We start from the raw sequence: 23619 nt of genomic DNA on the forward strand, positions 1-23619 counted from the left end.
AATGGCTACGGAAACTCCCCAGGTCGACGCAGCATGTGCCGTCCCCGCCCCGGGCAGTGAACGGTGACGGGAACCGGCACCGCGCCGACCGGTGATCCGGAGCGCGGCACCCTCGACAAGGCCACGGACGAGAACTTCCCCGTGGCCCCGTTCTTCCTGCCCAGGGCCTGGCGCGACGACCTCATGGCCGTGTACGGCTTCGCCCGCCTCGTCGACGACATCGGCGACGGCGATCTCGCCCCCGGCGGCGCCGACGCCCGGCTGCTCGGCGTGTCCCCCGCCCAGGCCGAGGACCGGCTGCTGATGCTGGACGCCTTCGAGGCCGACCTTCACCGCGTGTTCGATTCGACGCCGCGTCACCCGCTGCTGCGCCGCCTCCAGTCGACCGTCCGGCGCCGCGCGCTGAGGCCGGAGCCCTTTCTCGGCCTGATCGCCGCCAACCGCCAGGACCAGCTCGTCTCCCGCTACGAGACCTACGACGACCTCGTTGCGTACTGCGAACTGTCCGCCAACCCCGTCGGCCGTCTCGTCCTCGCCGTCACCGGCACCGAGACCCCCGAGCGGGTCAGGCGCTCCGACGCGATCTGCACGGCCCTGCAGATCGTCGAGCATCTCCAGGACGTCGCCGAGGACCTCGGCCGCGACCGCATCTATCTGCCCGCCGCCGACATGAAGCGCTTTCATGTCCAGGAGGCGGATCTCGCCGCGAAAACCGCGGGCGCATCGGTGCGCGCCCTGGTTGCATATGAAGCGCAACGCGCCCGCGACCTCCTGAATGAAGGCGCCCCCCTGGTGGGTAGCGTCCACGGCAGGCTGAAGCTGTTGCTCGCAGGGTTCGTGGCGGGGGGAAGGGCGGCAATCCATGCGATCGCCGCCGCCGAATACGACGTACTTCCCGGCCCGCCCAAGCCCGGCAGGATCCAGTTGCTGCGTGAGGCGGGCCTGACTCTGCGAGGAGAGGGGTGATCCGGACCGTGGACTCTCCCACACACGTGTCCGCACCGGTACTCGCCGCCTACAGCTACTGCGAGGCCGTCACCGGACAGCAGGCCCGTAACTTCGCCTACGGCATCAGGCTGCTGCCCACGCACAAGCGGCGCGCGATGTCGGCGCTGTACGCGTTCTCGCGCCGTGTCGACGACATCGGCGACGGCGCGCTGGCACCCGACGTCAAGGTCGCCAGACTCGAGGACACCCGGGCGCTGCTGACCCGGATCCGCCAGGACGCGGTCGACGAGGACGACACCGACCCGGTGGCGGTCGCCCTGACCCATGCCGCCGAGCAGTTCCCCATCCCGCTGGGCGGCCTGGACGAACTCATCGACGGCGTGCTGATGGACGTACGCGGCGAGACCTATGAGACCTGGGACGACCTGAAGGTGTACTGCCGCTGTGTGGCGGGTGCCATCGGGCGGCTCTCGCTCGGGGTGTTCGGTACGGAGCGGGGGGCGCGTGGCGCCGAGCGCGCGCCGGAGTATGCCGACACGCTAGGGCTCGCGCTTCAGCTCACCAACATCCTGCGGGACGTCCGCGAGGACGCCGAGGGCGGGCGCACCTATCTACCCGCCGACGACCTGGCCAAGTTCGGCTGCTCGGCCGGGTTCAGCGGGGCGAAACCGCCGGAGGGCGCCGACTTCGCGGGTCTCGTGCACTTCGAAGTGCGTCGGGCCCGCGCCCTTTTCGCCGAGGGCTACCGGCTGCTCCCCATGCTCGACCGGCGCAGCGGCGCCTGCGTCGCCGCCATGGCCGGCATCTACCGCCGCCTCCTCGACCGCATCGAGCGCGATCCGGAGGCGGTGCTGCGTGGCCGGGTCTCGCTGCCCGGGCGCGAGAAGGCGTACGTCGCCGTGCGCGGCCTGTCCGGCCTGGACGCGCGGCATGTGACCCGGCGGACCGTCAGGAGGCGCGCCTGATGGACAAAAGGGTCCAAGGTGATGCCGTCGGCGAAAAGCGGCGGGCAACCCTCCGGTGCCGCCCGGCGTCCCTGACTGCGACGGCCTGCCGTGCACCGTTCAAGCATCGCGGCGGCCGCGCAGGGGGGAGTGCACGATGACCGAGGAGCCGCTCGCGGACATGCCGGGGCCACGCTCCGGGCGGGACGCCGTCGTGGTCGGTGGTGGGCTCGCCGGGATCACCGCCGCGCTCGCGCTGGCCGACGCCGGAGTGCGCGTCACCCTGCTCGAAGGCCGGCCGCGTCTGGGCGGGCTCGCCTTCTCCTTCCAGCGCGGCGAGTTGACGGTCGACAACGGACAGCATGTGTATCTGCGCTGCTGCACCGCCTACCGCTGGTTCCTCGACCGCATCGAGGGAGCGGCGCTTGCGCCGTTGCAGGATCGTCTCGACGTGCCCGTACTCGATGTCGCCAGGCCCGAGGGGCGGCGGCTCGGCAGGCTGCGGCGCGACGCGCTGCCCGTGCCCCTGCATCTGGGGCGCAGCCTGGCCACGTATCCGCATCTCTCGCTCGCCGAACGCGCCAAGGTCGGGCGGGCCGCGCTCGCGCTCAAGGGGCTGGACCTCGCCGATCCGACCCTGGACACGCAGGACTTCGGCAGCTGGCTGACCGCGCACGGTCAGTCGGCGCGTGCCGTCGAGGCCCTGTGGGACCTGGTCGGGGTCGCCACCCTCAACGCGGTCGCGGGCGACGCCTCGCTGGGGCTCGCCGCGATGGTGTTCAAGACCGGTCTGCTGTCCGACCCGGGCGCGGCCGACATCGGCTGGGCGCGCGTCCCGCTGGGGGAACTGCATGACCGACTGGCCCGCAAGGCGCTCGACTCCGCGGGCGTGCGTACCGAGGTCCGTACACGAGTCACCTCCATCTCTACTGACGACAACGGGCGCCTGAGCGTTCAGGTTCCCGGCGAAACGCTTCAGGCCGACGCCGTCGTCCTCGCCGTACCCCACCGCGAAGCGCACGATCTGCTGCCCGCCGGAGCCCTCGACGCACCGGAACGGCTGCTGGAGATCGGCACCGCGCCGATCCTCAACGTCCATGTCGTGTACGACCGGAAGGTGCTCCACAAGCCCTTCTTCGCGGCCCTCGGCACCCCGGTGCAGTGGGTCTTCGACCGGACCGACGCCTCCGGGCTGAAGCACGGTCAGTACCTGGCGCTGTCGCAGTCGGCGGCGCAGGACGAGATCGACGCACCGGTCGCCGAACTGCGCGGGCGCTATGTGCCCGAACTGGAACGACTGTTGCCGGGCACCCGCGGCGCCGAGGTGACGGACTTCTTCGTGACCAGGGAGCGCACGGCCACGTTCGCTCCCACCCCCGGCGTCGGACGGCTGCGGCCCGGCGCCCGTACCAAGGCCCCCGGCCTCTACTTGGCCGGAGCGTGGACCGCCACGGGGTGGCCCGCGACCATGGAGAGTGCGGTCCGCAGTGGTGTGAGTGCGGCGGACGCCGTGCTGAGCGCCCTGGGGCGGCCCCGCCCCCGCCACCTCTTCGAAGTCGAGGAGGCGGCCTGATGCTCCATGAGCGCGCGGCAGGTCCCCGCACCCCCGGTACCGCAACAAGAGGAGAGACTGTGCCCACTGTGCCCCCGGCCTCGATGGCCGCTCGAAGGACCGCGGTGGACGTGACCGCGCTCCTGGAGCGTGGCCGGTCCCTGGCCACACCGGTACTGCGGGCGGCGATCGACCGCCTGGCCCCTCCCATGGACACTGTTTCCGCCTACCACTTCGGCTGGATCGACGCCCAGGGCAATCCCGCCGACGGCGATGGCGGCAAGGCCGTACGTCCCGCCCTTGCCGTGCTCTCCGCCGAGGTCACCGGCGCCGGGCCCGAGGCAGGCATTCCCGGAGCGGTCGCCGTCGAACTGGTCCACAACTTCTCCCTGCTGCACGACGACCTGATGGACGGCGACGAACAGCGCCGGCACCGCGACACCGTCTGGAAGGTGCACGGCCCCGCCCAGGCGATCCTGGTCGGCGACGCCCTGTTCGCCCTGGCCAACGAGGTCCTGCTGGAGCTCGGTACCGTCGAGGCGGGCCGCGCCACCCGCCGCCTTACCAGCGCGACCCGCGCCCTCATCGACGGCCAGGCGCAGGACATCTCCTACGAGCACCGCGACCGCGTCAGCGTCGAGGAGTGCCTGGAGATGGAGGGCAACAAGACCGGCGCCCTGCTCGCCTGCGCCAGCTCCATCGGCGCGGTGCTCGGCGGCGCGGACGACCGCACCGCCGACACCCTGGAGAAGTACGGCTACCACCTGGGCCTCGCCTTCCAGGCCGTCGACGACCTGCTCGGCATCTGGGGCGACCCGGTCTCCACCGGCAAGCAGACCTGGAGCGATCTGCGCCAGCGCAAGAAGTCCCTGCCGGTCGTCGCCGCGCTCGCGGCGAGCGGACCGGCCTCCGAGCGGCTCGGCGAGCTCCTCGCCGCCGACGCCAAGAGCAGCGATTTCGAGAACTTCTCGGAGGAGGAGTTCGCGGCCCGTGCCGCTCTCATCGAGGAGGCGGGCGGGCGGGAGTGGACCGCCGAGGAGGCCCGCCGCCAGCACACCATCGCCATCGAAGCCCTCGACGCCATCGAGATGCCCGACCGGGTGCGGGCACAGTTCGCGGCGCTCGCCGACTTCGTCGTCGTACGGAAGAGATGATCATTATCGGTCGAACAGCCCTCGCGTAGTCGCCGGCCGGTGCTACGGACGCACGAGCACCGGTCGACGGCGGACCCACAGCAGCACGACTCGTACGACTGCACGAAGGGGAAGCCATGACAGCGACGACCGACGGAAGCACCGGGGCACTGCGGCCCCGCGCAGCCTCGGCCAGCGAAACACAGACTCACACCCCCGTGGCGGCCGGGACGCACGAGGCCGCCGTACACGCCATGGGGCGTGCCACCGAGTTCCTGCTCTCCCGGCAGGACACCCAGGGCTGGTGGAAGGGCGACCTCGAGACGAACGTCACGATGGACGCCGAGGACCTGCTGCTGCGCCAGTTCCTGGGGATCCGCGACGAGGCCACCACCCGTGCCGCCGCCCTGTTCATCCGCGGCGAGCAGCGCGAGGACGGCACCTGGGCCACCTTCTACGGCGGACCCGGCGAACTCTCCACCACCATCGAGGCGTACGTCGCCCTGCGGCTGGCCGGCGACGCGCCTGACGCGCCGCACATGGCGAAGGCCTCGGCCTGGATCCGCGAGCGGGGCGGTATCGCGGCCGCCCGGGTCTTCACCCGCATCTGGCTGGCGCTGTTCGGCTGGTGGAAATGGGAGGACCTGCCCGAACTCCCGCCGGAACTCATCTACTTCCCGAAGTGGTTCCCGCTCAACATCTACGACTTCGGCTGCTGGGCCCGGCAGACCATCGTCCCGCTGACGATCGTCTCCGCGAAGCGCCCGGTGCGGCCAGCGCCCTTCCCGCTCGACGAACTGCACACCGACCCGCGCAACCCGAATCCCGTCAAGCCGCCGGCCCCCGCGGCGAGTTGGGACGGCGCCTTCGAACGGCTCGACAAGGCGCTGCACCAGTACCGCAAGGTCGCCCCGCGCGCTCTGCGCCGGGCGGCGATGAACTCCGCCGCCCGCTGGATCATCGAGCGGCAGGAGAACGACGGCTGCTGGGGCGGCATCCAGCCGCCCGCCGTGTACTCGGTCATCGCCCTGTACCTGCTCGGCTACGACCTCGAACACCCCGTGATGCGCGAGGGGCTGGCGTCGCTGGACCGTTTCACCGTCTGGCGCGAGGACGGGGCGCGGATGATCGAGGCCTGCCAGTCCCCGGTGTGGGACACCTGCCTCGCGGCCATCGCGCTCGCCGACGCGGGGGTCCCCGCCGACCACCCGCAGTTGGTGAAGGCCGCCGACTGGATGCTCGGCGAGCAGATCGTGCGGCCCGGCGACTGGTCGGTCCGCAGACCCCAACTGCCGCCCGGTGGCTGGGCGTTCGAGTTCCACAACGACAACTACCCCGACATCGACGACACCGCCGAGGTCGTCCTCGCGCTGCGCCGGATCCGGCACCACGACCCGGAGCGGGTGGAGAAGGCGATCGGGCGCGGGGTGCGCTGGAACCTCGGGATGCAGTCGAAGAACGGCGCCTGGGGGGCCTTCGACGTCGACAACACCAGCATGTTCCCCAACAAGCTGCCGTTCTGCGACTTCGGCGAGGTCATCGACCCGCCGTCCGCGGACGTCACCGCCCACGTGGTGGAGATGCTGGCGGTCGAGGGCTACGCCCATGACCCGCGCACCCGGCGCGGCATCGAGTGGCTGCTCGCCGAACAGGAGCCGGACGGCTCGTGGTTCGGGCGCTGGGGCGTCAACTACATCTACGGTACGGGGTCCGTGCTACCCGCGCTGACCGCCGCCGGACTGCCCGGCTCGCACCCGGCGATCCGCCGGGCCGTCGGCTGGCTGGAGTCCGTACAGAACGACGACGGCGGCTGGGGCGAGGACCTGCGCTCCTACTACGACGTGAAGAAGTGGAGCGGCAAGGGCGCCTCCACCGCCTCGCAGACGGCATGGGCGCTGCTGGCCCTGCTCGCGGCCGGCGAGAAGGACTCCAAGGCCGTCGAGCGCGCCATCGAGTGGCTCGCGAGCACACAGCGCGAGGACGGCTCCTGGGACGAGCCGTACTTCACGGGGACCGGCTTCCCGTGGGACTTCTCGATCAACTACCACCTCTACCGGCAGGTCTTCCCGCTCACCGCGCTCGGCCGGTACGTCCACGGAGAACCGTTCTCCAAGGCCGAGGCGGGCTGATGAGCACCCAGCCCGTCTCCGTCCCGCTGCTGATCGCCTGCGCGCTCGGCATCGAGCACTTCGCCCTGCGCCTGGGCGATCGTGGCGGCGCGGGCGGGCCGGTCACCGTCCTGCGTACCGGTATGGGGCCCAAGGCGGCGGAGCGATCCGTCTCCCGGGTGCTGGCCGACCCGGCGTTCGGCGAGGCGGCCGTGGTCGCGACCGGTTTCTGTGCGGGGCTCGCCCCGGGCATGCACCCCGGCGACCTGGTCGTCGCCGAGGAGACCCGGGACCCGGACGGAACCGTTCCGTGCGTCGGGACCGACCTACTCGTCAAGGAGCTGGTGCGTGCCGCACCCGGCCGCACCGTCCACACCGGGCCGCTCACCGGCTCCGACCATGTCGTACGCGGTCAGGAGCGGTCCGATCTCCTCGCGACCGGCGCGATCGCGGTCGACATGGAGTCCGCGGCCACGCTCCTGAGCGCCGTACGCACGGGCCCACGCCCGGTTGCGGCCGTCCGGGTGGTCGTGGACGCTCCAGAACATGAACTCGTCCGGATCGGCACATTGCGCGGAGGAATATCAGCGTTCCGCGTATTGCGTTCCGTTCTTCCTGCTTTCTACGAATGGCACCGTTCCTTGCTGCTCCCCCGGAGGTGAGCCAGATGGCCATGCCGCTGCGCCAGTCCATCAAGGTCGCTACGTACTTGGCTGAACAGAAGCTCCGCAGGCGGGACAAGTTTCCGCTCATCGTCGAGTTGGAACCGCTCTACGCCTGCAATCTCAAGTGCGAGGGCTGCGGCAAGATCCAGCACCCGGCGGGCGTGCTCAAGCAGCGCATGCCGGTTGCCCAGGCTGTGGGAGCGGTGCTCGAGTCCGGTGCCCCCATGGTGTCGATCGCCGGCGGGGAACCCCTGATGCACCCCAAGATCGATGAGATCGTGCGCCAGTTGGTGGCGAGGAAGAAGTACGTCTTCCTGTGCACCAACGCCATGCTGCTGCGCAAGAAGATGGACAAGTTCAAGCCCTCCCCGTACTTCGCCTTCGCGGTGCACATCGACGGGCTGCGTGAGCGGCACGACGAGTCCGTGGCGAAGGAGGGGGTGTTCGACGAGGCCGTGGAGGCGATCAAGGAGGCCAAGAAGCGCGGCTTCCGGGTCACCACCAACTCGACCTTCTTCAACACCGACACCCCGCAGACCGTCATCGAGGTGCTCAACTACCTCAACGACGACCTCAAGGTCGACGAGATGATGATCTCGCCCGCCTACGCCTACGAGAAGGCCCCCGACCAGGAGCACTTCCTGGGCGTGGAGCAGACCCGTGAGCTGTTCAAGAAGGCCTTCGCCGGCGGCAACCGGCGCAAGTGGCGGCTCAACCACTCCCCGCTCTTCCTGGACTTCCTGGAAGGCAAGGTCGACTTCCCGTGCACCGCCTGGGCGATCCCGAACTACTCCCTCTTCGGCTGGCAGCGCCCCTGCTACCTGATGAGCGACGGGTACGTGACCACGTACCGGGAGCTGATCGAGGACACCGACTGGGACAAGTACGGCCGCGGCAAGGACCCGCGCTGCGCCAACTGCATGGCGCACTGCGGCTACGAGCCGACCGCCGTCATGGCCACCATGGGCTCCCTCAAGGAGTCCCTGCGGGCGATGCGCGAGACCGTCGCCGGAAACCGCGAGTGACACCATGACCGCCATTTCCTTGGGCGTCCCCGAGGTACCGGTCCGGCCGATCGCGGAGCGCCGTGTCTCACGGCGGATCCAGGTCGGGCCGGTGGCGGTCGGGGGCGGGGCCCCGGTGTCGGTGCAGTCGATGACGACGACGCGTACGTCGGACATCGGCGCCACGCTCCAGCAGATCGCCGAGCTCACGGCGTCCGGCTGCCAGATCGTGCGCGTCGCCTGTCCCACGCAGGACGACGCGGACGCCCTCGCCACCATCGCCCGCAAGTCGCAGATCCCGGTGATCGCGGACATCCACTTCCAGCCGAAGTACGTCTTCGCCGCGATCGAGGCCGGCTGCGCGGCCGTACGCGTCAATCCCGGCAACATCAAGCAGTTCGACGACAAGGTGAAGGAGATCGCGCGGGCCGCCAAGGATCACGGCACGCCGATCCGTATCGGCGTGAACGCGGGCTCTCTCGACCGGCGGCTGCTGGAGAAGTACGGCAAGGCGACGCCGGAGGCGCTGGTGGAGAGCGCCTTGTGGGAGGCGTCGCTGTTCGAGGAGCACGGCTTCAGGGACATCAAGATCTCGGTGAAGCACAACGACCCGGTGGTGATGGTCAACGCCTACCGACTGCTGGCCGAACAGTGCGACTATCCACTGCACTTGGGTGTCACCGAGGCCGGTCCCGCCTTCCAGGGGACGATCAAGTCTGCCGTGGCCTTCGGGGCGCTGCTGTCGCGGGGGATCGGTGACACCATCCGCGTGTCCCTGAGCGCTCCGCCCGCCGAGGAGGTCAAGGTCGGCATCCAGATCCTGGAGTCGCTGGGACTCAGGCAGCGGCGGCTGGAGATCGTGTCGTGTCCGTCCTGCGGGCGCGCCCAGGTCGACGTGTACAAGCTGGCCGACGAGGTCACGGCAGGTCTGGAGGGCATGGAAGTGCCCCTGCGAGTGGCCGTGATGGGGTGTGTGGTCAACGGTCCCGGTGAGGCGCGGGAGGCGGACCTGGGGGTCGCCTCCGGCAACGGCAAGGGGCAGATCTTCGTCAAGGGCGAGGTCATCAAGACCGTGCCCGAGTCGAAGATCGTGGAGACCCTCATCGACGAGGCGATGAAGATCGCCGAACAGATGGAGCAGGACGGCGTCGCGTCGGGGGAGCCGGCCGTCACCGTGAGCTGAACAGCACGGACCGAAGGGGGCCCGCGAACGTGACGATTCTGGAGAGCATCCGGGAACCACGCGACCTGAAGGCACTGTCCGAGGCGCAACTTGGCGAACTGTCCGACGAGATCAGGGAGTTCCTGGTGCACGCCGTGGCCAGGACCGGCGGTCATCTTGGGCCCAATCTGGGGGTGGTGGAACTCTCCGTCGCCCTCCACCGGGTCTTCGAGTCGCCGGTCGACCGCATCGTGTGGGACACCGGCCACCAGAGCTACGTACACAAGTTGCTGACAGGGCGTCAGGATTTTTCCAAGCTGCGCGGCAAGGGGGGCCTCTCCGGCTACCCGTCGCGTGAGGAGTCCGAGCACGACATCGTCGAGAACAGCCACGCCTCCACCGCGCTCGGCTGGGCCGACGGGCTCGCCAAGGCCCGCCAGGTGCTGGGGGAGAAGGGGCATGTCGTCGCGGTGATCGGCGACGGCGCGCTGACCGGCGGCATGGCCTGGGAGGCGCTGAACAACATCGCGGCCGCCAAGAACAGGCCGCTGATCATCGTCGTCAACGACAACGAGCGGTCGTACGCCCCCACCATCGGCGGCCTTGCCAACCACCTCGCCACCTTGCGCACCACCGACAGCTACGAACAGGTCCTGGCCTGGGGCAAGGACGTACTGCAGCGCACGCCGATCGTCGGCAACACCGTCTACGAGGCACTGCACGGCGCGAAGAAGGGCTTCAAGGACGCGTTCGCGCCGCAGGGCCTGTTCGAGGACCTGGGCCTGAAGTACGTCGGCCCGATCGACGGGCACGACATCGGCGCCGTCGAGTCCGCGCTGCGGCGCGCGAAACGCTTCCACGGGCCGGTGCTGGTGCACTGCCTCACCGAGAAGGGGCGCGGTTACGAACCCGCTCTCGCGCACGAGGAGGACCACTTCCACACCGTAGGTGTGATGGACCCGCTCACTTGCGAGCCGCTCGCGCCGTCCAACGGGCCGTCCTGGACCTCCGTGTTCGGCGAGGAGATCGTCAGGATCGGGGAGGAGCGGGAGGACGTCGTGGCGATCACGGCGGCCATGCTGCACCCGGTCGGGCTCGGCAAGTTCGCCGCGCGGTTCCCGGACCGGGTCTGGGACGTCGGCATCGCCGAGCAGCACGCGGCGGTGAGCGCGGCCGGGCTCGCGACCGGTGGACTGCACCCCGTCGTCGCCGTCTACGCCACCTTCCTCAACCGCGCCTTCGACCAGCTCCTGATGGACGTCGCCCTGCACCGCTGCGGCGTCACCTTCGTCCTGGACCGGGCCGGTGTGACGGGTGCCGACGGCGCCTCCCACAACGGCATGTGGGACATGTCGATCCTCCAGGTCGTGCCGGGCCTCAGGATCGCCGCGCCGCGCGACGCCGACCAGCTGCGGGCCCAGCTGCGCGAGGCGGTCGCGGTGGACGACGCGCCGACCCTCGTACGGTTCCCGAAGGAGTCGGTGGGGCCGTGCGTTCCCGCGCTCGACCGGGTCGGCGGCATCGACGTACTGCACCGAGGCGAATCGCCGGAGGTCCTGCTGGTCGCCGTCGGCGTCATGGCGCCCGTCTGCGTCCAGGCCGCCGAGCTGCTTCAGGCGCGCGGCATCGGCTGCACCGTCGTCGACCCGCGCTGGGTCAAGCCCGTCGACCCGGCGCTCCCCGGCCTCGCCGCCGAGCACCGCCTGGTCGCCGTCGTCGAGGACAACAGCCGCGCGTCCGGGGTCGGAGCGGCGGTCGCGCTGGCGCTCGGTGACGCCGATGTCGACCTGCCCGTACGGCGGTTCGGCATCCCGGAGCAGTTCCTCGCGCACGCCAAGCGCGGCGAGGTGCTCGCCGACATCGGCCTCACGCCCGTCGAGGTCGCCGGACGGATCAGCGCGAGCCTGGCCGTCAAAGAGTCAGCCAAGGAGAAACCCGAATGACCACGGAGTTCGACCTCGGCGCACTGCTGGCCGAGCGCGGAGCCGAGCGCTACGAGCTGCACACCAAGTACCTCAACCACCAGCTCCCGCGCATGCTGCACACCATCGGCTTCGACAAGGTCTACGAGCGGGCCGAGGGCGCGTACTTCTGGGACGCGGACGGCGACGACTACCTCGACATGCTCGCCGGGTTCGGGGTGATGGGCCTGGGCCGCCATCACCCCGTCGTCCGCAAGGCGCTGCACGATGTGCTCGACGCACAGCTCGCCGACCTCACCCGCTTCGACTGCCAGCCGCTGCCGGGGCTGCTGGCCGAGCGGCTGCTCGCGCACAGCCCGCATCTGGACCGGGTGTTCTTCGGCAACAGCGGCACCGAGGCGGTCGAGACCGCGCTGAAGTTCGCCCGCCGCGCCACCGGAAAACCCCGCGTCCTGTACTGCGAGCACTCCTTCCACGGCCTGACCACCGGCTCCCTGTCCGTCAACGGCGAGGACGGCTTCCGTGACGGCTTCGCCCCGCTGCTGCCCGACACGGCCGTACCGCTCGGTGATCTCGTCGCGCTGGCACGGGAGTTGAAGAAAGGCGACGTCGCCGCGCTGATCGTCGAGCCGATCCAGGGCAAGGGCGTCCTCGAGCCCCCGCCGGGCTATCTGCGCGCCGCCCAGGATCTGCTGCACAAGCACAAGGCGCTGCTGATCGCGGACGAGGTGCAGACCGGGCTCGGCCGGACCGGGGACTTCTACGCCTACCAGCACGAGGACGGCGTCGAACCGGACCTGGTCTGCGTCGCGAAGGCGCTCTCCGGCGGGTATGTGCCGGTGGGCGCCACGCTCGGCAAGGACTGGATCTTCAAGAAGGTCTACTCGTCGATCGACCGTGTGCTGGTGCACTCGGCGAGCTTCGGGTCCAACGCCCAGGCCATGGCGGCGGGCCTGGCCGTCCTGTCCGTCATGGAGAACGAGCAGATCGTCGCGAACGCCCGGGCCACCGGCGACCTGCTCAGGTCCCGGCTCGCGGCCCTGGTCGACAAGTACGAGCTGCTCGCCGACGTACGCGGCCGGGGCCTGATGATCGGCATCGAGTTCGGCAGGCCCAGCTCGCTGAAGCTGCGCAGCCGCTGGACCATGCTGCAGGCCGCCCGCAAGGGCCTGTTCGCGCAGATGGTGGTCGTGCCGCTGCTCCAGCGGCACCGGATCCTCACCCAGGTCTCCGGCGACCACCTTGAGGTGATCAAGCTGATCCCGCCGCTGATCGTCGGCGAGCGGGAGGTGGACCGCTTCGTCGAGGCCTTCACGGCCGTGATGGACGACGCCCACAGCGGGGGCGGTCTGATGTGGGACTTCGGCAAGACGCTGGTCAAGCAGGCGGTGGCCAACCGGTAGGAGTTCGGCGCCTTGCCCTGTGGATTTTGTCTGTGAGGCAAGAAATTTGCCTGACAGACAAGCCTCCGGCTGAATGGAGGGCATGAGCTCTCCCGACCTGCCCGCCGTGGCGCCGCAGCTGAGAGCCCTGCGGCGCCGTGCCGCCCTCACCCTGGAGGCCGCGGCGGGCGCCGCCGGGCTGTCGCCCGCCCATCTCTCCCGGCTGGAGACCGGACAGCGCCAGCCCTCACTGCCGATGCTGCTCGCTCTGGCCCGCATCTACGGTACGACCGTCTCGGAACTGCTCGGCGAAACGGTCGCCGACCGGGACGCCGTCGTACGCGCCGCGGACATGGAACCGACCGCGGCTGGCGGCTGGACGTACCGCCAGGCCGGGGCGCCCGGCCGCGGTATGCAGGCCCTGCGCCTGCACGTGCCGTACGGCTCGCAGGGCGACATCGTGCGGGTGCACCCCGGTGAGGAGTGGCTCTATGTGCTTCAGGGGCGGCTGCGGTTGCGCCTCGGGGACACCACGCATCTGCTCGGGCCCGGCGACAGCGCGCACTTCGACTCGCTGACCCCGCATCGGATCGCCGCGGAGGACCGCGACGGGCTGGAGCTGCTGTTCGTCCACACCCTGCTGCAGAGCCCGACGGCCGCACTGTGCCTGGGCCCCGACCCCGGAGTCATGCCATGAGCGACATGGAGGAGAAGTTCCCGCGCGCCCTGTGTGTGCGACTGATCATCTACCTCGTGGTGGGACACGTGTTCGCGGGCTTCGTCTACCTGCTCTTCGAGCTGGGGGCGAAGCAGTAGCCGGAGGCTCTAGCCGAGGAGGCGCTCGCGCAGCCGCTCGCGGGTCTCGGGGGTGACCGCGAGGCCCTGTTCCAGGTAGGCGTCGACGCCGCCCCAGGTGGACTCGATGGTCTCGAAGGCCGCGGTGAGGTATTCGGCGCGGGCGTCGAAGAGGGGATTGAGCAGTTCCATGACCTCGGGGGAGTAGGTGGAGGCCGAGCTGCCGCTGCGGTGGACCTTGTAGCGGCGGTGCTTGGCGTTCGACTCCAGGTAGTCCGCCACGATCGCCTCGCGCTCGACGCCCACGGCGAGCAGCGTCACGGCTATGGAGAGGCCGGCGCGGTCCTTGCCGGCCGCGCAGTGCATCAGGGCGGGGACGCTGTCCTCGGCGAGCGCGTGCAGCACGCGGGAGTGCTCGGCGGTGCGCTCCTTGATGATCGTGCGGTACGAGGTGATCATCCGGTGCGCGGCCTTGCCGTCGGCGAGGATCGAGCGCAGCTGGTCGATGTCGCCGTCGCGGACCATCTTCCAGAACTCGGCGCCGTCCGCCGGGTCGCTCAGCGGAAGGTTCACATTCCGCACGCCGGGCAGCTCGACGTCCGGGCCCTCCAGCTTCTGGTCGGCCGCGTTGCGGAAGTCGAAGATCGTGTGCACGCCGAGCGAGCCGAGAAACGCCGCGTCCTCCTCGGTCGCGTGCGCGAGATGCCCGCTGCGGTACAGCACGCCCTGTCGCACCCGTCGTCCGTCCACAGTCGGCAGTCCGCCCACGTCACGGAAGTTGCGCACGCGGGCCAGCTCCGGCTCGGTCGACGGGATCTGCTGCGTCACGGGGGCTCCCCTCCCAGTCGGCTTCGTCGGCGCGGCTCGTCGACGGGCACGCCCTCGACGATACGACATGGATTCCTGGGGCAATGAGTTGTCCACAGGCGTTGTCCCGGGGTTCACGGACATAGATGATGTTGGTACTTGAGTGCACCTGTTCGGAACTGTGGAGACGTGATGCTGGAAATTTCCGAGAATGGCCGTACGTGGCTCCTGACCGGGCCGACCAGCGGTTACGCCATCCATCTCACCGACGACCACGAGCTGCTGCACCTGCACTGGGGCCCGCGGATCACGCTCGCCGACGCCGAGGCCCTCGCCGTCCGTCCGCTGCCGGACTACCGGCCCTTCGAGGCCCCGCTCGACGGACACGAGGAGTACCCCGTCGAGGGCGGCCCCCGCTTCGCCCGGCCCGCCCTCTCCGTACGCACCGAAGAGCGGCGCGGCACCGAGTGGCACTTCGAGGCGTACGAAGCCGAGGGCGACGCGCTGTGGCTGCGGTTCCGCGACGGCGGCCTGGCCGTCACGCTGCACTACCGGATGCGCGACGACGTCGTGGAGCGCTGGGTGACCCTCGGCAACGAAGGGCCGGAGGTCGAGCTGCTGCGGGCCGACTCCGCGACCTGGACCCTGCCCGAGCGCGACGGCTGGCGGCTCTCCCAGCTGCACGGCCGCTGGGCCGCGGAGTCCCGGCTCGTGCGCTCCGACCTCACCTACGGTGAGAAGGTCATCGGCAGCCGCCGCGGACATACCGGACATCAGCATCTGCCCTGGGTGGCGCTGGACACCGACGCGACCGAGGAGCGCGGCGAGGTCTACGGCTGTGCGCTCGGCTGGTCCGGGTCCTGGCGGATCGCCGTGGCCCAACTCGCCGACGCGCGCGTGCAGATCACCGGCGGCGCCGGACACGACGACTCGGGCCTGCTGCGACTGGCGGCGGGCGAGTCGTTCACGACCCCCGTCTTCGCCGGCCTGTGGAGCGACGGCGGCTACGGCGGGGCGAGCCGCGCCTGGCACGCGTACCAGCGGACGTATGTCATTCCGGACGCGAGCGAGGACCGGCCGGTGCTCTTCAACTCCTGGGAGGCCACCGAGTTCGAGATCTCCGAGGAGCAGCAGCGGGCTCTGGCGCGGCGGGCCGCGGACATGGGCGTGGAGCTGTTCGTGGTCGACGACGGCTGGTTCGGGGCGCGGACCAGCGACCGGGCCGGGCTCGGCGACTGGACACCCAACCCCGACCGCTTCCCCGGCGGGCTCAAGCCGCTCGCGGACCACGTGCACGGTCTCGGTATGCAATTCGGTATCTGGGTCGAGCCCGAAATGGTCAATCCGGACAGCGATCTGTATCGCGCCCACCCTGAATGGGTGCAGCATCAAATCGGGCGCAAGCGGACGGAATTCCGCAATCAGCTCGTACTGAACCTCGCCCGCGAGGACGTTCAGGAGTACCTCTGGGAGCGGCTCGACACGCTCCTCTCCAGTGCCCCGATCGACTATGTGAAGTGGGACTTCAACCGCTGCTTCACCGACGCGGGCTGGCCGGGAGAGGCGTATCCGCAGCGGTTGTGGGTCGACCATGTGCGTGCGCTGTACGGCCTGTTGGACCGGCTGCGGGACGCGCACCCCGGCGTCGCCTTCGAGTCCTGCTCGGGCGGCGGCGGCCGGATCGACCTCGGGATCATGAGCCGTACGGATCAGGTGTGGACCTCGGACAACACCGACCCGCTCGACCGGCTCGCCATCCAGCACGGCTTCAGCCAGGTCCACCCCGCGCGCGTGATGGCGGCCTGGGTCACCGACAGCCCGAACGCCATGCTCAACGGTCGGGTCAGTTCGCTGCGCTTCCGGTTCGTGAGCGCCATGGCCGGGGTGCTCGGGGTCGGCGGTGACCTCACCGAGTGGACGGACGACGAGCTGGCCGAGGCCCGGAAGTGGGTGGGTCTGTACAAGGAGATCCGGCCCCTCGTGCAGCGCGGCGACCTCTACCGGCTGCGGCCCCCGCAGGGCGGGCTGAGTGCGGTGCAGTACGTGCTCGGCGACGAGGCCGTCGTCCTCGCCTGGCTCGAGGCGCAGCGTTACGGCGAGCCCGTTCCGGCGCTGCGGCTGCGCGGCTTGGACCCGACAGCGTCGTATGAATGCCGCGAAACGGGCGAAGTTCACCGGGGTGCGGTTTTGCTGCATCACGGGCTGCGTGCGGGGCTGCGTGGTGACCTCGATGCGACAGTTCTCCGCCTGCGTCGCATCTGAGTGATCTGTCCGAATTAGGATCTTCATTCCAACTCGGTCTGGAATAAAGCCTCCTGGGGTGAAGCTGCGTGAGCAGCGTCATATTCGTGACCGAGCGTTGTCCGTCATGTTCACGTAATTCACGTGTTTTTCCAGGGGATTGAATCCGTCGACAGGGACGGAATTCACGGAGGGTGACTGGGTTTTCTCACAAGGGATCAAGAGAAACGCACGACCGTGGAACCTCTTGCTTGTCCCTTTGCGTCTTGGTCGCTTACGTTCGCCACCAATCCGGACGGACGCCCAATCCTGCCGCCGCCCGGAGACCGCTCAACTCACCCGTGAACGGCAGGAGCGGGGGACCCACAGGTACAACCGCCTGTTCCGGTCTCCGGAACGGCTAGGGGTTAAGTCGCCACCGCGCGGCCGGACATCTCCAGTCCGCACCCGACAGCTCACCTCGTAGGCGCCGGAGAGGAATTCGTCATGCCCGCGAAGGGTAAGCACCGCCGTCCCAAGAGCCAGCGCTTCACTCGCTCGATCGCCGTCGCCGGAACCGGTGGCGCCGCGCTCGCCCTCCCGCTCCTGGGGGCCACCGGAGCGCATGCCGCTCCCGCAAAGTCGGTTTCGGAAAAGGCCGTTCAGTCCGTTCCGAAGACCGAAAAGAAGGCCGCAGAGAAGACCGCCGCCGCGAAGACTTCGGGTGTGCGGACCTATTCGGTGCGGGCCGGTGACTACCTCTCCAAGATCGCCGACGAGCAGAATGTCAGCGGTGGCTGGCAGAAGCTCTATGCGGACAACCGTGAGGCCGTCGGCTCCGACCCGGCGCTGATCCACCCCGGTCTGAAGCTCTCGATCGGCAAGAAGGCCACGACTGGTTCCGCCAAGTCGTCGTCCTCTTCGTCGGATTCGCCTTCTCCGTCCTCTTCTTCGCCGAAGTCGTCCGGTTCTTCTGATTCGTCCGCTTCTGGTGCGTCTGCTTCCGGTTCGTCGAAGTCGTCCTCGAACACGGCGACCACCCAGTCCTCCGACACCACGAGCACGGCCGGCGGCTTCGCCCTCCCCGTGGCCGGTGCCAGTATCGGTACCCCGTACCGCATGTCGGGCAGCATGTGGTCCAGCGGCTACCACACCGGCGTCGACTTCGCCGCCCCGACCGGCACTCCGCTCAAGGCCGTCGGCGCGGGCACGGTCGTCTCCGCGGGCTGGGCCGGCGCGTACGGCAACGAGGTCGTCATCAAGCTGGCCGACGGCCACTACGCGCAGTACGCCCACCTGTCCTCGCTCTCCGTCTCCAGCGGCCAGAGCGTGACCGCGGGCCAGCAGATAGGCCTCTCCGGCTCGACCGGCAACTCGACCGGGCCGCACCTGCACTTCGAGATCCGCACGACCCCGAATTACGGCTCGGACGTCGACCCCGTCGCCTACCTCCGCTCGAAGGGCGTCTCCATCGGCTGACACCCGGCGCATGAAGCGGCCCCCACGCCACCGAAGGCCGGATCCCGATCCCCGGGTCCGGCCTTCGGTGTCGGCCGTGCGGGAATCCCGGTCGGGACGTATTCCTGAGTTGGCGAACACTTTAGGAGTGGCTTATCTCACCGTCCGTCAACCCTTTCCTACGGTCGCGTAGCTCACATCGGAAGGTGAATCATAGGCCGATGTGGCAGACGATTCGAAGAATGACATCAGATCAGTGATCGGGTCGTACGTGGCGGTGGGGGACAGCTTCACCGAGGGCGTCGGCGACCCCGGCCCCGACGGGGCGTTCGTCGGCTGGGCCGACCGATTCGCGGTACTGCTCGCGGACCGGCGGCCGGAGGGCGACTTCGAGTACACCAACCTTGCCGTGCGCGGCAAACTCCTCGACCAGATCGTGGCCGACCAACTCACGCGGGCCGTCGAACTCGCCCCGGACCTGGTCTCGTTCTGCGCGGGCGGCAACGACATCCTCCGGCCCGGAACCGACCCCGACGAGGTCGCCGAGCGCTTCGAGCGGGCGATCGTCCAACTCACCTCGGCCGTCGGCACCGTCATGGTGACGACCGGCTTCGACACCCGGGGCGTCCCGGTGCTGAAGCATCTGCGCGGCAAGATCGCCACGTACAACGGACATGTCCGGGCCATCGCCGACCGGTACGGCTGCCCGGTGCTCGACCTGTGGTCCCTGAAGGCCATTCAGGACCGGCGGGCCTGGGACGGCGACCGGCTCCACCTTTCGGCCGAGGGGCACACGCGCGTGGCGCTGCGCGCGGGCCAGGTCCTCGGCCTGGAGATCCCGGCCGACCCCGAGCAACCCTGGCCCCCGCTGCCGCCGCGCGGCACCCTCGAGGTGCGGCGGGACGACGTCCACTGGGCGCGCGAGTATCTGGTGCCGTGGATCGGGCGGCGGTTGCGCGGGGAGTCGTCGGGTGACCATGTGACGGCGAAGGGCACGCTGTCGCCGGACGACATCAAGGAGCGGATCGCGTCCGTGGCTTGAGCCTGTGCTTCAGCGGGGGTGGTGGGCGGCCCGGCTCACCGCCCCGACGCCGTGAACGCCTCCCGCTCCAGCCCCAGTTCGCGGGCGAGGGCGTCGTCCACCCATTCCTGCGCACGCGCGCGTGACACCGCGCCGGTGTAGGCGGTCATCTGTACGGCGAGTCCGTCGAGGAGGGCGGTGAGGCGCAGGGCCGCGCCGGTGGGATCCGGGCAGCGGAACTCGCCCGCGGCCACTCCTTCGGCGATGACCTCGGCGATCGCGGCCTTCCACTCCCTGTCGAGGTCCCGGGTGACGTCTCGCAGGGCGGGCTCGCGCAGCGCCGCCGCCCAGCCCTCGATCCACAGCCGCCAGCCCTTGGCCTGGCCCGTGGGCGCGTACCAGCGCACGGCGGTCCGAAGCCGGCGCAGCGCAGTCGTACGGCGGCCGAGCAGCCGGCGCAGCTGCGCGAGGTCCGCCTCGGCGGCGTGGGTGAAGGCCGCGGCGACGAGCTTCTCCTTGGTGGAGAAGTGATAGAGCACCAGCGCGTTGCTCACACCCAGCGCCGTGGCCACGTCGGCGATCCGGACGGCCGCCACTCCCCGTGCCTCGATCTGCTCGATGGCGGCCTTCAGCAGCTCCTCGCGCCGCTCCGCCACGCTCAATCGCACCCTCGCCACGCGCTCACCCTACCCAGAACATGTCAACGGCCCTCGTCACCGGTACCACCCGAACCGTGCGGCGATCACCGGCAGCCGGTCAGCGACGATGGCGTGCGCGGCGGCCCGCGGCGTCGTCCCGTCCGTCTCAGCCCGGGCCAGCATCAGGTCCACCAGGGCGCGCATCGAACGGCGTGTGTACGCGAACGCCTCGTCCGCGTCCGCGCCGATGTCGCCGAACAGCGTCCACCACCACCAGGCGTTCGTCCCCGAGTTGACGACCACGTCCGGCAGCACGACGACGCCGCGCGCGGCCAGCAGCTCCTCCGCCTCGGGGAGTACGGGCATATTGGCCGCCTCGACGATCCAGCGGGCGGTGATCCGCTCCTGGTTCGCGGCGTCGATCGCGTACGAGACCGCCGCGGGCACCAGCACCTCCGCGCCGACGGACAGCCAGGCGTCGCCCGGCAGTTCCCGGTCACCGGGGCGCAGCACGCCGCGGTCGACGGTCCCGTACGCGTCCCGTGCGGCGAGCAGCGCCTCGACGTCGAGCCCCTGCGGATTGGCGATCGTGCCCTTGATGTCGGCGACAGCCACCACGGTGAGCCCCGCGCGCGTGAGGAAGCGCGCCGTCGCCCCACCCATGGTGCCCAGGCCCTGCACGGCGACCTGCGTTCCGGCGTACGGCACGCTCGCCCGGTCCAGCGCGGCGAGCGCCGACTCGGCGACCCCGCAGCCGCCGACGAGTTCGTCGAGCCCGATGCCGTCCACGTCGACGGCGAACGCGTCGGCGAGTCGGCGCCGGGCCGCGGCCTCGTCGTCCAGCAGCGGATACACGGCCTGGATCGACGACACGAGCCCCGCCTCCGCGGCCGCCCGGTCCACCAGGTCCTGGGTGAGCCCGAGATCCTCGCCCGTGGTCCAGACAGTCTCGATGTGCGGCCGCATGGCGCGCAGGTAGCGCACCAGCAGCTCGTACGCGTCCGGGTCCTGCGGATCGCAGTCGATGCCGCCCTTGGCGCCGCCGAGGGTGACGTACCGGCCCTCGGGGTCGTAGTGCAGCGCCTCCTTCATGGTCATGCCGCGCGCGAGTCCGGCGACCTCGTCGAGGGTGCAGCCCGCCCGCATCCGCAGACCCCCACTGGACACGCCGCGCACCAGCCGGTCGACGACCAGGAAGCCCTGCCGCCCGGTGACGTGGTCGGTCCACACGAGCGACATCAGGGGGGTGGTCATGCGGGCTCCTCGAGGCGAGCGTTACTGAATGATCAGTCAGTATCGGGAGGGACGTCCGGTCGTGTCAACGAGAAACCGGTTGACGGGCCGCAGGGCAGCGCGTCATATCGTCGACGGACGTCGGAGAGAGCGGGACGAAGGTATGGCTCATGTCGTCGAACTGACCTACTACCCCATCAAGGGGTGCGCCGGGACCTCGCCGGGCGAGGCGCTCGTGACGCCCGCCGGTCTCGCCCACGACCGCGGCTTCATGGTCGTCAGCGAGGCGGGAGTGTTCCGGACGCAGCGGCGGGATCCGCGGCTCGCGCTCATCCGGCCGGAGGTCGGCGCGGGCGGGGAGCTGCTGGTGCTGCGGGCGCCGGGGTACGAGGCCGTGCAGGTCGACGTGGACGCGTCCGGGGCTCGGCGGCCGGTCGACCTGTTCGGGAATCCGTACCAGGGCATCGACCAGGGGGACACGGCCGCCGCCTGGCTGTCGGACGTGCTCCAGGCCCCCAGCAGACTCGTGCGCGTGCCGCCCGAGCACGACCGGGTGACCGACGGCCGGACACCGGGCACCTCCGGCTACGCCGACAGCTGCGCACTGCACATGCTCTCCCGCTCCACCCTGGACCTCCTCAACGCCAAGGTGGCGGAGCGCGGCGGCAGCCCGCTGCCGATGGACCGCTTCCGCCCGAACGTCGTCGTCGGCGGCTGGGACGAACCGCACACCGAGGACCGCGCCCACCGCATCACCCTCGGCGACGCCGAACTGGGCTACGCGAAGCTCGCCATCCGCTGCGCCGTCACCCTGGTCGACCAGGAGACCGGGACCAGGGACGGCCCGGAACCGCTGCGCACACTCGCCGGCTACCGTCGGGCGGCCGAGGGCGGAGTCGCGTTCGGCGCGAAGTTCGCGGTCCTGCGACCCGGCAAGGTGACGGTCGGGGACGAGGTGGACGTGCAGGTCTGGGGCGACTCGGAGCTCTAGTTCCGCGCGGGCGGAGACGGATGGGACATCCCCCTGTGACCGGGGCGACCCGGGAGTGTCAGAGGGGCGACCCATAATGGAAGCCTCAGCGATTCCCCCTGGAGGTACCGTGACCGGATTCCGTTCCCTGAGCTCCGGGCTCCGCGCACTGCAGCCCGCGGCCTTCGGCGCGGACCCCAGTGGTGAGCGTCTGGCCCGTATCCGCAGATCGCCTCACTTCAAGGACGGGGTCTTCCTGAATCCCGGCGGCGAGGCTCGGACCCGGCCCTCCGGCTCGTCCGTGGAGCTCGCGAAGGGTTTCTTCGACAAGGACACCCGCCCCCGCCGCGCCCCACAGGGCACCGTTCCGGTGCACGCCACCACCCTCGCCGACATCTCCCGGCCGCCCGCCACCGGACTGCGGCTGACCTGGATGGGGCACTCCAGCGTGCTCGCGGAGATAGACGGTCGGCGCGTGCTGTTCGACCCCGTCTGGGGCGACCGCTGCTCCCCGTTCGCCTTCGCCGGCCCCAAGCGACTGCACCCGGTACCCATGCCGCTGGCCGCGCTCGGCCCGGTCGACGTCGTCGTCATCTCGCACGACCACTACGACCACCTGGACATGCCCTCGATCAAGACGCTGGCGGGCACGGACACCCTGTTCGCCGTGCCGCTCGGTGTCGGCGCCCACCTCGAACACTGGGGTGTCTCCGCGGACCGGCTGCGCGAGCTGGACTGGCACGAGGAGACCAAGGTCGGCGGCCTCACCCTGACCGCCACCCCGGCCCGCCACTTCTGCGGCCGCGGACTGCGCAACACCCAGCACACCCTCTGGGCCTCCTGGTCGGTCGCGGGCGAGAACCACCGCATCTACCACAGCGGAGACACCGGCTACTTCGAGGGCTTCAAGGACATCGGCGCCGACTACGGCCCCTTCGACGCCACGATGATCCAGATCGGGGCCTACTCCGAGTACTGGCCCGACATCCACATGACCCCCGAAGAGGGCATGCGGGCCCATCTGGACCTCCAGGGCGGGTCACCCGCCGGGGTGATGATGCCGATCCACTGGGCCACCTTCAATCTGGCGATGCACCCGTGGGCGGAACCCGGCGAGGGCACCGTCGCCGCCGCCCGTGCGGAGGGCGCCCGCGTGGCCCTGCCGCGTCCCGGCGAGCCCTTCGAGCCCACGGCCGAGACCGTGCCGTCCGAGCCCTGGTGGCGTGCGGTGGCCGCGGCCCCGGCCGGCGGATGGCCGGACGCAGACGTTCCCACCGGCGCATCGACGAAGACCGCGACCGAAGGCCCGGCGGATACGGCCGGTGACGTTCCGGGCAGTGCTGCCGAGGGCAGCGGCGAGGCCGCGGCCGTACCGGCGGGCTGATCGCAGGGAGGGAAACGGTGGACGGCCAGGGCCGGGGGAGCGATGCGCCCCCGGCCCTGGCCGTCTGTTCATGACCGCTTCTGACCAGCTGTGATCGCTGTCTTCTCGTTTCCGATCCGGGACCTGAGGCGTTAATCGGTCTGTCGTACGAAGCCTCATACCAGAGCGGGACGCTGCCCGTGGGAGTTTGTCAACTGCCCACCGCACCTGATGCACAGGCGACTACTGTGAGTGTCCGCTGGGCGACGCAGGGCCGAAGTCATCGGTTCTCTC

21 protein-coding genes and 1 riboswitch are annotated in these 23619 nt (G+C 70.2%); of the genes, 18 read left to right on the forward strand and 3 right to left on the reverse strand.

Translation table 11 applies throughout. The features are described 5' to 3' along the window. The first annotated feature begins 63 nt into the window (after positions 1 to 63). From hpnC to KCH48_RS18415, 13 genes are all read left to right on the forward strand, one after another. Positions 64 to 966 (forward strand): squalene synthase HpnC, encoded by a 903-nt coding sequence (hpnC, locus tag KCH48_RS18360; protein ID WP_210575380.1) that lies wholly within the window; start codon positions 64 to 66, stop codon positions 964 to 966. Then, complete coding sequence (gene hpnD / locus KCH48_RS18365) at positions 963 to 1913, forward strand: presqualene diphosphate synthase HpnD (protein WP_210575382.1); 951 nt, start codon at positions 963 to 965, stop codon at positions 1911 to 1913. Before hpnC ends, hpnD begins: the two co-directional genes overlap by 4 nt. Further along, positions 1913 to 2053: a DUF6380 family protein gene (locus KCH48_RS42285; protein WP_246885466.1), complete on the forward strand. Its 141-nt coding sequence runs from the start codon at positions 1913 to 1915 to the stop codon at positions 2051 to 2053. Before hpnD ends, KCH48_RS42285 begins: the two co-directional genes overlap by 1 nt. Continuing rightward, the gene (hpnE, locus tag KCH48_RS18370; RefSeq protein WP_210575384.1) at positions 2050 to 3465 is read left to right on the forward strand and encodes a hydroxysqualene dehydroxylase HpnE; all 1416 of its coding nucleotides are present in this window, start codon (positions 2050 to 2052) and stop codon (positions 3463 to 3465) included. The genes KCH48_RS42285 and hpnE overlap by 4 nt, the downstream gene beginning before the upstream one ends. Further along, positions 3465 to 4598: a polyprenyl synthetase family protein gene (locus tag KCH48_RS18375; RefSeq protein WP_210575385.1), complete on the forward strand. Its 1134-nt coding sequence runs from the start codon at positions 3465 to 3467 to the stop codon at positions 4596 to 4598. Before hpnE ends, KCH48_RS18375 begins: the two co-directional genes overlap by 1 nt. A gap of 116 nt (positions 4599 to 4714) precedes the next feature. Next, positions 4715 to 6706, forward strand: a complete 1992-nt coding sequence (gene shc, locus KCH48_RS18380) for a squalene--hopene cyclase (protein ID WP_210575386.1) — start codon at positions 4715 to 4717, stop codon at positions 6704 to 6706. Then, entirely contained in the window at positions 6706 to 7347 is a 642-nt protein-coding gene (locus tag KCH48_RS18385; RefSeq protein ID WP_210575387.1) for a 1-hydroxy-2-methyl-2-butenyl 4-diphosphate reductase, read from the forward strand. The genes shc and KCH48_RS18385 overlap by 1 nt, the downstream gene beginning before the upstream one ends. A 5-nt stretch (positions 7348 to 7352) precedes the next feature. Beyond that, entirely contained in the window at positions 7353 to 8375 is a 1023-nt protein-coding gene (hpnH, locus tag KCH48_RS18390) for an adenosyl-hopene transferase HpnH (RefSeq protein ID WP_210575389.1), read from the forward strand. Between the two features lie 4 nt (positions 8376 to 8379). Further along, complete coding sequence (gene ispG, locus KCH48_RS18395; RefSeq protein WP_210575391.1) at positions 8380 to 9537, forward strand: flavodoxin-dependent (E)-4-hydroxy-3-methylbut-2-enyl-diphosphate synthase; 1158 nt, start codon at positions 8380 to 8382, stop codon at positions 9535 to 9537. Positions 9538 to 9566: 29 nt separating this feature from the next. After that, positions 9567 to 11459, forward strand: coding sequence for a 1-deoxy-D-xylulose-5-phosphate synthase (gene dxs, locus KCH48_RS18400; RefSeq protein ID WP_210575393.1), 1893 nt, complete (start codon positions 9567 to 9569; stop codon positions 11457 to 11459). After that, positions 11456 to 12841 carry an aspartate aminotransferase family protein gene (locus tag KCH48_RS18405; protein WP_210575396.1) on the forward strand — a complete coding sequence of 462 codons (1386 nt, stop codon included), beginning with the start codon at positions 11456 to 11458 and terminating at the stop codon, positions 12839 to 12841. Before dxs ends, KCH48_RS18405 begins: the two co-directional genes overlap by 4 nt. 82 nt (positions 12842 to 12923) lie before the next feature. Continuing rightward, a complete protein-coding gene (locus KCH48_RS18410; RefSeq protein WP_210575398.1) occupies positions 12924 to 13517 on the forward strand; it encodes a helix-turn-helix domain-containing protein in 594 nt (197 codons plus the stop codon). Next, a complete protein-coding gene (locus KCH48_RS18415; RefSeq protein WP_210575400.1) occupies positions 13514 to 13636 on the forward strand; it encodes a DUF6126 family protein in 123 nt (40 codons plus the stop codon). Before KCH48_RS18410 ends, KCH48_RS18415 begins: the two co-directional genes overlap by 4 nt. Before the next feature lie 9 nt (positions 13637 to 13645). Here KCH48_RS18415 and KCH48_RS18420 read toward each other — a convergent pair whose 3' ends face one another. Further along, complete coding sequence (locus KCH48_RS18420; RefSeq protein WP_210575402.1) at positions 13646 to 14443, reverse strand: tyrosine-protein phosphatase; 798 nt, start codon at positions 14441 to 14443, stop codon at positions 13646 to 13648. Positions 14444 to 14614: 171 nt separating this feature from the next. On the opposite strand from KCH48_RS18420, the gene KCH48_RS18425 reads away from it, so the two are divergent. From KCH48_RS18425 to KCH48_RS18435, 3 genes are all read left to right on the forward strand, one after another. After that, entirely contained in the window at positions 14615 to 16684 is a 2070-nt protein-coding gene (locus tag KCH48_RS18425) for an alpha-galactosidase (protein ID WP_210575404.1), read from the forward strand. A 296-nt stretch (positions 16685 to 16980) separates the two neighbouring features. Further along, positions 16981 to 17145, forward strand: a riboswitch (cyclic di-AMP (ydaO/yuaA leader). A gap of 4 nt (positions 17146 to 17149) precedes the next feature. Beyond that, complete coding sequence (locus KCH48_RS18430; protein WP_210575406.1) at positions 17150 to 18121, forward strand: LysM peptidoglycan-binding domain-containing M23 family metallopeptidase; 972 nt, start codon at positions 17150 to 17152, stop codon at positions 18119 to 18121. Positions 18122 to 18356: 235 nt separating this feature from the next. Further along, positions 18357 to 19142, forward strand: coding sequence for an SGNH/GDSL hydrolase family protein (locus tag KCH48_RS18435; RefSeq protein WP_210575523.1), 786 nt, complete (start codon positions 18357 to 18359; stop codon positions 19140 to 19142). A 35-nt stretch (positions 19143 to 19177) separates the two neighbouring features. On the opposite strand, the gene KCH48_RS18440 is transcribed toward KCH48_RS18435, so the two are convergent. Next, positions 19178 to 19798 carry a TetR/AcrR family transcriptional regulator gene (locus KCH48_RS18440; protein ID WP_210575408.1) on the reverse strand — a complete coding sequence of 207 codons (621 nt, stop codon included), beginning with the start codon at positions 19796 to 19798 and terminating at the stop codon, positions 19178 to 19180. 36 nt (positions 19799 to 19834) lie between these two features. Continuing rightward, a complete protein-coding gene (locus KCH48_RS18445; protein ID WP_210575410.1) occupies positions 19835 to 21013 on the reverse strand; it encodes a Glu/Leu/Phe/Val dehydrogenase dimerization domain-containing protein in 1179 nt (392 codons plus the stop codon). Between the two features lie 142 nt (positions 21014 to 21155). Between KCH48_RS18445 and KCH48_RS18450 the strand changes: the two genes are divergently transcribed. Together KCH48_RS18450 and KCH48_RS18455 are read left to right on the forward strand one after the other, a co-directional pair. Next, entirely contained in the window at positions 21156 to 21983 is an 828-nt protein-coding gene (locus KCH48_RS18450; protein WP_210575412.1) for an MOSC domain-containing protein, read from the forward strand. Between the two features lie 109 nt (positions 21984 to 22092). Then, positions 22093 to 23346, forward strand: coding sequence for an MBL fold metallo-hydrolase (locus KCH48_RS18455; protein WP_210575414.1), 1254 nt, complete (start codon positions 22093 to 22095; stop codon positions 23344 to 23346). Positions 23347 to 23619: the final 273 nt, after the last annotated feature.

It is taken from the genome of Streptomyces sp. GESEQ-4 (assembly GCF_017948455.1).
Taxonomy (GTDB): Bacteria; Actinomycetota; Actinomycetes; order Streptomycetales; family Streptomycetaceae; genus Streptomyces.